Consider the following 9,105-nt stretch of genomic DNA (forward strand, 5'->3'; position numbering starts at 1 on the left):
CGGGCGGCGCCCCCGAGCCCTCCCCCGGCAACGGCATGCTCGTCACCGAACTCCCCCTCCCGCACCGCCCCAAGGGCGCCCCCTACACCGTGAACGACCAGCTCATGGTCGCCACGGCCCTCACCATCGCCCACTGGAACCGCGAACACGGCGCCCCTCCCCGCCCCCTGCGCATCACCATGCCCGTGGACGACCGCCCCCGCGACACGAGCATGCCGATCGGCAACGGCACGAGGCTCGTAGAAGTCCCCTTCTCACCGGGCGAGTTGACGACCAGCGACCTGCCCGGCCTGTTGGAGCGCACAGCGACCCGGACCCGCACCCTCAAGTCCCTGCCGCGCCCCCAACTCGGCCGCGGCGCCACCCTGCTCACCGCCCCGGTCACCCCCGTGGCCTGGCGGGCCGCCCTCACCCGGGGCCTGCGCAGAGCGGCCGGGCCCTGGACGTCCACCACGCTCCTCAGCAACATCGGCCGCATCCCGTACCCCCTGGACTTCGGCGAGGAGGCGGGCCGGGCGCACGCCGTGTGGTTCTCGGCGCCCGCCCGGATGCCCCGCGGCCTCACGGTCACGACCGCCTCCACCGCCGGCCGACTCCACCTCGCCCTGCGCTGGTCGCGCGCCCTGCTCAGCCACGGCGACGGCGCCCATCTGCGGGACCTGTTCGAGCACTATCTGCACACGACGGACGTGGACCAGCGATGACGACCGCCCGGACCTCCCAGACCTCCCAGACCTCCCAGACCTCTGGGACCGCCCCCGCCAAGCCGCCCGAGCTGCGCGACTTCTACGAGGACCCCGCCGTCCCCGTCGCCTCCGGCACCCCTCGCAGCCTCCGCCAGGCCCGCATGCTGGCCGAGGCCCTGACGGCGGAGCGCGCACACACCATCCTCGACATCGGCTGCGGCGACGGCACCGCCGCCGCGGTCGCCGCCCCCCTGCTCCCCGGTCACCGTCTCGTCGGCGTCGACTGGTCCCAGGACGCCCTGCGCCGCGCCCGCACCCGGCTGCCGTACACGGTCCGCGGCGAACTCGGCGACGGCGGGCTGCCGTTCGGCACCGAGTCCGTCGACGCCGTGCTGTTCAGCGAGGTGATCGAGCATCTCGTCGACCCGGACTCGGCGCTGGACGAGATCCGCCGGATCCTGCGCCCCGGAGGCCATCTCATGCTGTCCACCCCGAACCTGGCCGCCTGGTACAACCGTGCCCTGCTGCTGGCCGGGGTGCAGCCGGTGTTCTCCGAGGTCAGCCTGCGTGCCATCCACGGCCGCCCGGGCCGGGAGGTGGTGGGCCATCTGCGGCTCTACACCGCCCGTGCGCTGCGGGAGTTCATCGCCGCGGCCGGCTTCACGGTCGTAGGACTGGAAGGAGCGCCCTTCCATGGCGTACCGCGTCCCCTGCGGCCGCTCGACCGGCTGGCGTGCCGCAGACCGTCCCTCGCCTCGATCCTGCTGTTGCACGCGCGAAAGACCTAGGGGGCCTGGCCATGTGGTGGGGAGTGGCGGCGGCCCTGTTGGCGAACACCCTGTACAGCATCGGTTTCGTCCTGGAGAAACGGGCGCTCAGCTCCCTGCCCGAGGTGTCGATCCGGCAACCCGCCCGGCTGCTGCGGCTGGTGCTCGGCAGCCCGCTGTGGATCGGGGGTTCGCTCGCGCTGTTCGCCGGGTTCGGCGCACAGCTGATCGTCTACCGGACCCTGCCGATCGCCGCCGCGCAGGGCATCTTCGTCTCCGGTCTCGTGCTGCTGGTCCTGCTGTCGGCGCGGCTGCTGGGCGAGGAGACGACCGGGCGCGAACGGTACGCCCTCGGGGCGATCCTCGCCGCACTGCTGATGGTCGTCCTGTCGCTGGACGAGCGCGCGGACACCGTCAGCCAGGCCGCCCCGTACCCGCTGATCCTGCTGGTGTGCGTGCCGTCGCTGGCGGCGGGCGTGTGGCTGTACGGGTCCGCCGAGCGCCGCGCCCGCCATCGCCACCGGATGCCGACGACCGGCGTCGAGTACGGCGTGGCGGTGGGCCTGCTCTACGGCGTGAGCTCGCTCGCGATCAAAGGCGTGTCGAGTTATCTGACCTCGAGCGGCCTCGGAGGAGCGGTCCTCGACCTCCTCCGCTCCCCCTATCCCTATCTCCTCCTCTTCACCGGCGCGTTCGGGCTCGTCATGTCGCAGGCCGCGCTGCAGCGCTGCCGGGCCTCACTGATCGTCCCGGTGTGCACGACGGTGACCTGTCTGTTCACCGCGGTGCTCGGCACGCTGTCGTTCGGCGAGGCGCTGCCGCACGACCCGCTGCGGCTCGCGCTGCGGCTGGCCGGCACCGCCCTCGCCGTCTCCGTACTGCTGGCCATGCCCAAACACGACCAGAGCGCCACCCAACCCCCCATCGGTGCCAAGGAGTTGACACCCCCATGAAACCCGACGACCCGCTGCTCCAGATACTGGCGTGCCCGCTCGACAAGGGCCCGCTGCACCTCGTCGTACCGGACGAGGTCCTCTACAACCCGCGCCTGCACCGCCGTTACCCGCTGGTGGACGGCATCCCACAGCTGCTGCCGTCGTCCGGGGAGCAGGTCTCGGACGACGAACACGAGGAACTGCTCAAGCGGATGAGCCCATGACCCTGGCCGCGCGAGTCGCCAGGCTGCTGCCCACCCGGCTGGTCGCCGCCGTCGCCCGGGCGGTGTACCCGCGCTTCGAACCGGAGTTGGCGCGACTCGGCGAGCTGTGCCCGGCCGGCTGCGGCACCGCCGTGGACGTCGGCGGCTGGTACGGCCCATGGACGCGCCGTCTGTCGAGGCGGGCACGCCGGGTGGTGACCGTGGAACCGGTCCCCCACCTGGCCCGGCTTCTCGCGGCGACCGCCCCGCCCAACGTCCGGGTCGTCCAGGCCGCCGCGGCCGAACGCCCCGGCCAGGCCCGCCTGTGGCTGCCTGCGCGCGACGCCGGCGACCGGGGCGTCTCCTCCCTGGTCCGCCGCGACATCCACGCCCAGGCCCTCTCGGTCGGCTGCGTCACCCTCGACGAACTCGGCCTCAAGGACGTCGGTTTCGTCAAGGTCGACGTCGACGGCAGCGAGCTCGCGGTCCTCCGCGGCGCGACCGGCATCCTGGCGCGCGACCGTCCGGCCCTCTTCATCGAGCTGGAGTCCCGTATCCAGCCGATCGCCCCCGTGGTGACGTATCTGTCCCTGCTCGGCTACGAGGGCTGGGTGCTGCCGGGCCGCGACTGGGTGCGGTTGAGCGCCTTCCCGTTGGAGGCCCACCAGGCGCAGGCCTCCTACGTCGTCACCCACGGCCTGCTCCGCCGCGTCCTGCCCCTGCGGGGTCCCCGGTACGTCAATTCGGTGCTCTTCCTGCCCGACGCCCGCCGCCCGGTGGGCCACGATGGATCACATGTCCCTTGATTTCCAGCTGGTGCTGCTCCGTCGCATGGCCGACCACAACCCGGACCTTGTCGAGGACGCCCGCCGCGAGCTGGGCGCCTCCCTGGCCGACATGCGCGAGGCGAACAAACGCTGGCAGGCGATGATCCGCTCCCCCCGCGCCCGTGCCGCCGCGTCCCGCTACCGCTCGGTGCTGGGAACCCCGCAGACGGTACTCACCCGCAAGGTCGGCGACCTGGACTGCGAGGCCTGGCTGTGGCCCCTGCCGCTCTGGCCGGACCTGCGCTTCGAGGTACTGCTGGCACCGAACGGCGGGGTGTGGAACGAGTGGCTGGTGAGGGCACCGGGAGCCGCGTCCCCCTCGCTGCGCACGCTGGAGGACCTGACCCCTTGGTCCTGCACGGTCGACGAGGCGGCACGAGCCTTCCCTCCGGCCCGCCCCCTGGAGGGCACGGCCCCGACCCGCTGGGGCCTGGCGTTCACGGCACCGGACGGCGACGGCGTACGGAGGGAATGCGCGGCGGAGTTCACCTGGGGCCTGCTGCAAAGGCTGGCGGTGCGCTGACCGACCCAGGGGCGCGGGGAACTGCGCGCCAAGCCCCACTCAGCCGCGCTGTGAACTCGAAACCGTCATGATCGCCGCCACGACGAGCGGCAGGGACCGTGGATGCAGATCGAGGAAGAGATTCGGCTCGACCAGCTCCAGCTCCATCACCCACGGCTGAGCGTCGTCCCCGTCCACGAGGTCCACGCGCGCGTACAGCAGCTCCGGAGCATCCGGTACGGCGGCCAGGGCGCGCTCGGCGACGGCGAGTTCGGCCGGGGTCGCCGTCCACGGCTCCAGACCCGGGTGGGCGACCTTGTCCGCGTCGAAGGCCGTACCGGGCGCGAGGACCGCCCGCTTGCGGCTGGCGTGCAGGAACCGGCCCCCGAAGAACAGCAGCGCCCGCTCACCGCCGGCGTCGATGCCCTTCATGTACGGCTGCACCATCGCGGTGAGCCCCTCCTCGTGCATCCGCGCGAGCTGCCGTACGGCGGTGTCGTGCTGCTCCGGCGTGTACCGCGCGGCATAGCGGGCGCCCGCTCCGAAGGCCGGCTTGACGACGTACTCCCAGTCGTCCGGGAGACCGCCGGCGTCACCGGGCGCGAGATACCGCGTGGGCACGGTGGGCACCCCCGCCGCCGCCAGCTCCCCCAGATACCGCTTGTCGGTGTTCCACCGCACGACCTCGGCCGGGTTCGCGAGCCGGGTGACCTCGGCGCACCGCTCGGCCCACGCCACGAACTCCGCCACCCGCCGGCTGTAGTCCCAGGTGGACCGGATGAGGGCGAGGTCGTAGCCGCCCCAGTCGACCTCGGCGTCGTCCCAGAACACGGCGTCCGCCTCGGCCCCGGCCGCGCGCAGGGCGTCCAGCAGCACGGGCAGATCACGGTCGCGGCTGGGCTCCGGCCGGGGGTCGTAGGTGACGAGGGCGACTCGGGGCACGACGGGGTCCCTTCTCATATGACGGGTACATCGGCAGGCTAGGCACGGCCCCCGCAACCGCGGCAACCCGTTTGACCTTCCCCCAGGGTGAGGCCCCAGCATCGGAGGCAGGACCCGGACGCGGAGGACGTACATGCTGACGATCGGTGCCTTCGCGAAGGCGTGCCGGCTGTCGCCCAAGGCCCTGCGGCTCTACGACGAGCTGAACCTGCTGCGTCCCGCGAAGGTCGACCCGGACACCGGATACCGGTACTACGCGGTCGAGCAGCTGGAGCGGGCACGGCTGGTGGCGTGGCTGCGGCGGATCGGGATGCCGCTGGCCCGGATCCGTGAGGTGTGCGCCCTCGATGCCGCGGCGGCGGCCCGGGAGGTCCGTGCGTACTGGGCGCGGGTCGAGACGGAGACCGCCCAGCGACGTGACCTGGCCGGGGTCCTGGTCGACCACCTGACGTCCGTCGCGCGACGGGACCCGCCCGTGCCGGCCCTCCGCTACGCCGCTCGCTCGGACCCCGGCCGGGTCCGCCCCGCCAACCAGGACACGGCCTACGCGGGCACCCGGCTGCTCGCGGTCGCCGACGGATACGGCCCCGCGGGCCTGCCGGCGAGCAGCGCGGCCGTGGCGGCACTGAAGTTCCTGGACGCCGAGGGCGTGTCGGCGGGCGCCGTGCTCAACCTGCTGGAGGAGGCGGTGCGGGGCGCGACGGAGGCCGTCGAGGACGCAGCCGCGGCCGAGTCGGGCACGACCCTGACGGCACTGCTGTGGACGGGCTCCCGCCTGGCCCTGGTGCACATCGGCGACTCCCGCGCCTATCTGCTCCGCGAGGGCGGTCTGTTCCGCATCACCCACGACCACACGCTCGTCCAGTCGCTGATCGACGAGGGCCGTCTGACTCCGGAGGAGGCGAGGTGCCACCCGCGACGCGCCCTGCTCCTCAAAGCCCTCGGCACCACGGCCCCCGACCTCCGCCTCCACGAGGCCCGCCCCGGCGACCGCTACCTCCTGTGCTCCGACGGCCTGTCCTCGGTCGTGCCGGAGTACGACATCCGCCGCACGCTCGCCTCGGCCGCCGGCCCGGACGCGGCCGTCCACACCCTGATCGCCGCGGCGAACACCGCGGGCGGCCCGGACAACGTGAGCTGCGCGGTCGCGGACCTGGTGACGGCGGACGGCCACGCGCCGCACCCGACCTGATCGGGCACAGGATGTCGGGTCGGGCAGGGTGGGTTCTTCCTAACGTGGGTGATCGAAAGGGAAGGAGGCCGGGGTGCTGGAGCGGCTCAACCAGGCCATGGAGTACATCGAGCACCGCCTCGATCAGCGGATCGAGGCGGCCGACGTGGCACGGACCGCGCTGACCTCGGAGTACCACCTGCGGCGACTGTTCTCCGCGCTGGCGGGGATGCCGCTGTCGGAGTACATCCGGCGCAGACGGCTCACGATCGCCGGTGCCGAGGTGCTGGCCGGGGACCGGACACTGCTGGAGATCGCGGTGCGCTACGGCTACACGTCGGGAGAGGCGTTCGCGCGTGCGTTCCGCGCGATGCACGGCGTCGGTCCCGGCGAGGCCAGGCGGACCGGTGCGGCTCTGGAGTCCCAGCCACGGCTGTCCTTCCGTCTCACCGTCGAAGGGAGCAGCAGTATGCGATACCGGATCGTGGAGAAGGACGAGTTCCGGGTGGTCGGCAGGAAGGTGCGCGTCCCCCTCGTGCACGAGGGGATGAACCCCGCCATCGCCGACTTCATCCGGGGCCTCGGCCAGGAGACACTGCGGCGCATCGAGGATCTGTCCGACCAGGAGCCGCAGGGGATCCTGGGGGTGAGCGACAACCTGGACCCGAGCCGGGCGGAGGGCACCGAACTCGACTACTACCACGGGGTGGTGAGCGGGGCGGCCGTGCCCGAGGACATGGAGGCGCTCACCGTACCGGCCGGGACCTGGGCCGTCTTCGAGAACTCCGGGCCGTTCCCGCAGGCACTCCAGTACCTGTGGCGGGACGTGTTCACCCAGTGGTTCCCGTCCAACCCGTACCGCAGCCGCCCGGGCCCCGAGCTGCTGCGGACCCGGCTGACACCGGACGCGGCACAGGCGGACGCGGAGCTGTGGATCCCGGTGGAGCGGGACACCGACTAGGCGCCGCCGGAAAGCAGGGGCGCAGGCCGGGAGCGCCCCTGCACAGTCACCGCATGTCGATCTCCACAACGGAGTCGGCAGCGAGGTCGAGGTCAACGACATCGATCTCCTCCTGCGCCGGGCCCGCCTGCGCCCGGCCCGCCTGCGCCCGGCCCGCTGACCGCTGAGCGGGCCGGGTGAAGTCCACTGCGGTTCGGCAGCACCCCGAAGGGGCGCGGGGCCGTGTCCATTTGCGGCTGCCGCCGCGTGGGCGCGACCAGCCACGACGGCGCCGCAGACGAACAACAACCCGTCCACCGCACTTCCAGCGGAGCGCTCAGCGGTCGTCGTCCTCCTCCGGCTCCCAGTCCAGCAACCGCACCTTGGCGACCGTACGGACATGGCGGCGCATCGCCGTGGCCGCCTGGCCGGGGCGCTGGAGAACGATCGCCTCCAGGATGGCGCGGTGCTGGGCCAACGAGCGGTCCGGGCGGCCCGGTTGGCGCAGTGACTCGGTGCGGCTCTCGGCGATCTGGTCGGCGATGGAGCGCATGAACTCGGCGAGCAGGCTGCTGTGCGCGGCCGCCGTCACCGCCGCGTGGAAGAGGCGGTCGCCCTCGATGCCGTGACCGCCGTCCTCGATCTCCCCCGCCATCCGGGCCAGCGCCATCCGCATCGCGCCCAGGTCCTCGTCCGTACGGCGCTCCGCGGCCAGTTCGGCGAGCTTGGTCTCCAGTGCCTCGCGGGCGTCGAGGACATCGGGGAGCCGGCGTCGGCGCTCGACCATCCGCTCGACGGGTTCCACGTCGAGGCTGTCCCGGACGAGATACGTCCCGCCGCCGTGCCGCGCCTCCACCAGTCCCTGGACCTCCAGGACCACGATCGCCTGCTTCACGGAGGCCCGGCTGACACCGAGACGCTGGGCCAGATCGCGTTCGGGCGGCAGACGGTCACCGGCTCGCAGACCGGTCTCGGCGACGTACTGGCGCAGCCGGTCGAGCACCTGCTCATAGAGGCGCTGTTTGGTCATGGGGCGCAGGGCGTCGGTCATGGAGTCCCCCTCTCTGGTCGGGAGGCTAACACCGGGTGGGGCGGTGAGCGGGTGGGCTGTGGAGGAGTGGCTGGGTGGGTGATCGGCCGTGTGACTGGCCGGGTGACTGGCCGTGTGACTGGCCGTGTGACTGGCTTGACTGCGTGGCCGACTGGCCAAGTGGCTCAGCCAATTTTGACGTGCCCCCTTGACGCCCCGCCAGACCGCAACCACGCTTACGAACCATCCCCCCAAGTGGCCGAGTGGCTGAGCCACTTAGCCAACCGCACGGCCAAGTGGCTCAGCCACTCGGCCACTCGGTCATTCATCCAGCCGCTCCGGGACCCAGAGACGGGAGCCCGTATGTCCCCCGAACTCATCTCGATCCTCGTCCTCGTCGTGGTGTTCGTCATCGCGACCACCCGCTCCGTGAACATGGGCGCGCTCGCCTTCGCCGCCGCCTTCGCGGTGGGTGAGCTCGTCGCCGACCTCGACGCGGACGGCATCTTCGCCGGCTTCCCCGGTGATCTGTTCGTCGTCCTCGTCGGCGTCACGTATCTCTTCGCGATCGCCCGCGCCAACGGCACCACCGACTGGCTGGTGCACGCCGCGATCCGGCTCGTGCGGGGGCGGGTGGCGCTGATCCCCTGGGTGATGTTCTTCCTCACCGGCGCGCTCACGGCGATCGGCGCGGTCAGCCCGGCCGCGGTGGCGATCGTCGCGCCGATCGCGCTGAGCTTCGCCGCCCGCTACGGGATCAGCCCGCTGCTGATGGGCGCGATGGTGGTGCACGGCGCCCAGGGCGGCGGCTTCTCGCCGATCAGCATCTACGGCACGATCGTCAACGGCATCGTGGAGCGCGAGAAGCTCCCGGGCAACGAGCTCTTCCTCTTCCTCGCCTCCCTCACCGTCAACCTCATCATCGCGGCCGTCGTCTTCGTGCTGTTCGGGGGACGGAAGCTGTGGGCGATGGGGGCGGTGGACGAGGAGACGGGCAGCACGCCGACCCCGGCCGAAGGCACTACCGGCACCACCGGCGCCACCCCTGCTCCGACCCCCGTCACCGCCCCCGGCGCCGGATCCGCCACGCCCACCCCCGCAC

General features: G+C 72.4%; 10 protein-coding genes and 1 pseudogene. 9 read left to right on the top strand and 2 right to left on the bottom strand.

The genetic code is table 11. The annotated features are described in order from the left end of the window. From TN53_RS39475 to TN53_RS39500, 6 genes and pseudogenes are all read left to right on the top strand, one after another. Positions 1–704, top strand: a pseudogene (locus tag TN53_RS39475) (condensation protein); the annotation flags it as partial. Continuing rightward, entirely contained in the window at positions 701–1,474 is a 774-nt protein-coding gene (locus TN53_RS39480) for a class I SAM-dependent methyltransferase (RefSeq protein WP_046263679.1), read from the top strand. The pseudogene TN53_RS39475 and the gene TN53_RS39480, both read left to right, overlap by 4 nt. Positions 1,475–1,497: 23 nt before the next feature. Then, positions 1,498–2,406, top strand: coding sequence for a hypothetical protein (locus TN53_RS39485; protein WP_046263680.1), 909 nt, complete (start codon positions 1,498–1,500; stop codon positions 2,404–2,406). Further along, on the top strand, positions 2,403–2,612 hold the full coding sequence (locus TN53_RS39490; protein WP_046263681.1) for a Trm112 family protein: 210 nt from the start codon (positions 2,403–2,405) through the stop codon (positions 2,610–2,612). The genes TN53_RS39485 and TN53_RS39490 overlap by 4 nt, the downstream gene beginning before the upstream one ends. Further along, positions 2,609–3,397, top strand: a complete 789-nt coding sequence (locus TN53_RS39495; RefSeq protein ID WP_046263682.1) for an FkbM family methyltransferase — start codon at positions 2,609–2,611, stop codon at positions 3,395–3,397. Before TN53_RS39490 ends, TN53_RS39495 begins: the two co-directional genes overlap by 4 nt. After that, complete coding sequence (locus tag TN53_RS39500; protein WP_046263683.1) at positions 3,378–3,941, top strand: hypothetical protein; 564 nt, start codon at positions 3,378–3,380, stop codon at positions 3,939–3,941. The genes TN53_RS39495 and TN53_RS39500 overlap by 20 nt, the downstream gene beginning before the upstream one ends. A 39-nt stretch (positions 3,942–3,980) precedes the next feature. On the opposite strand, the gene TN53_RS39505 is transcribed toward TN53_RS39500, so the two are convergent. After that, positions 3,981–4,862: an ATP-grasp domain-containing protein gene (locus TN53_RS39505; protein WP_046263684.1), complete on the bottom strand. Its 882-nt coding sequence runs from the start codon at positions 4,860–4,862 to the stop codon at positions 3,981–3,983. Positions 4,863–4,995: 133 nt separating this feature from the next. Here TN53_RS39505 and TN53_RS39510 point away from each other — a divergent pair, with 133 nt between their 5' ends. Together TN53_RS39510 and TN53_RS39515 are read left to right on the top strand one after the other, a co-directional pair. Beyond that, positions 4,996–6,054 carry a MerR family transcriptional regulator gene (locus tag TN53_RS39510; RefSeq protein WP_046263685.1) on the top strand — a complete coding sequence of 353 codons (1,059 nt, stop codon included), beginning with the start codon at positions 4,996–4,998 and terminating at the stop codon, positions 6,052–6,054. Between the two features lie 73 nt (positions 6,055–6,127). Beyond that, positions 6,128–6,994 (top strand): AraC family transcriptional regulator, encoded by an 867-nt coding sequence (locus TN53_RS39515; protein WP_046263686.1) that lies wholly within the window; start codon positions 6,128–6,130, stop codon positions 6,992–6,994. Between the two features lie 316 nt (positions 6,995–7,310). Here TN53_RS39515 and TN53_RS39520 read toward each other — a convergent pair whose 3' ends face one another. Further along, on the bottom strand, positions 7,311–8,024 hold the full coding sequence (locus TN53_RS39520) for a FadR/GntR family transcriptional regulator (protein ID WP_046263687.1): 714 nt from the start codon (positions 8,022–8,024) through the stop codon (positions 7,311–7,313). 342 nt (positions 8,025–8,366) lie between these two features. Here TN53_RS39520 and TN53_RS39525 point away from each other — a divergent pair. After that, on the top strand, positions 8,367–9,105 hold a 739-nt coding region (locus TN53_RS39525), incomplete at its 3' end, for an SLC13 family permease (protein ID WP_267886603.1).

It is taken from the genome of Streptomyces sp. WM6386, from assembly GCF_000972385.1.
GTDB lineage: Bacteria > Actinomycetota > Actinomycetes > Streptomycetales > Streptomycetaceae > Streptomyces.